The following is a 1,024-nucleotide window of genomic DNA, read 5'->3' on the forward strand; positions in this document are numbered from 1 at the left end:
GCGGGGACTGGCCGTGGACGTGCTGGGGCTGGTCATCGGCGTCGTGGTGCTGGCCGCCTCGGCCCACGACAACACCGCCGGCACCGCCCTGCTCGCCCCTGTTCCTTCGCACCCGAAACCCACACGACCAGCAAGAGCGCGGGATCGGCGACGAGATTGAACAGGTCATCGAACCGGCGATCACGATCGTCGGTCGCCCAACAGTGCAGCTTGGTCTGCATCTCCAGTACCCGGCGCTCGGCCTTGAGCAGCGCGAACTCCAGCGCGTCGGTATTCACCAGCGGCCTCCCGGCATTGCAGCATCCTCCCTGCAGACTCGCTATCCCCCTTCGCCATGCACGGAGCTTTCCTCCGCTCGGACTACTACGGGGCCTCCGCCCCACCTGCGGACCTCGGCCGGCAACGGGCCTGCCCTCGCTCTCCGGACCGGCTGCCGGGAAAACGGGGGCGACCGCAGGCGGTTCCCACGTTCACCATGTGCCGATCGGCCAGGTCGGCGTCCCGCTACTACCCCAGCAGCATCACCACGCCTACGCCGCAGACCTTCAGCGTGGCCTCCCCACCGGCAGTTGGAGACCGGCTTCGGAGTTGACCGCCCCGATGAAGCGAGCGGTCACGCACTGCACCCCGGGCCCATATCCGCCAGATTTGAGCCCGGTGCAAGACTTACGGGGCTTTACACGGGTTCCTCTTCGTACGCCTTCTGGCCTTGCTTGCCGAACCCGACGCGTCTGGCAGTACCGCGCCGTCCCGGCGTTGTCAGGGCTGCTTTCCGTCCTCACCGGCGTTCCCCGGCTCGGACTGCCCTCAGCTTCTACCCGGCCGGTGCGACGGCCCGGCGGTAGAGGTCTTCCACCTCCACTCGGTCACATGGCGCCTCGTGGCGCACCCAGCTGTTTTTGCGGCCTACCGGGCCGAGCAGTCCGCGAACGTAGTCCCGCATCCGCCGCCGGACCTCCACGCGGCAGAAGCGGGCTCCGGTCTTCAGGAAGAGTTCTTCGAGTTCCAAGTCCCAGGCATTCGT

At 67.7% G+C, this 1,024-nt stretch carries 2 pseudogenes; one reads left to right on the top strand and one right to left on the bottom strand.

Annotated features, from left to right (window positions below):
- Positions 1 to 103: pseudogene (locus ACWC2T_RS46125) on the top strand (IS5/IS1182 family transposase); the annotation flags it as partial.
- Positions 104 to 889: 786 nt separating this feature from the next.
- Here ACWC2T_RS46125 and ACWC2T_RS46130 read toward each other — a convergent pair.
- Positions 890 to 1,024: pseudogene (locus tag ACWC2T_RS46130) on the bottom strand (IS701 family transposase); the annotation flags it as partial.

It is taken from the genome of Streptomyces sp. NPDC001393 (genome assembly GCF_053597455.1).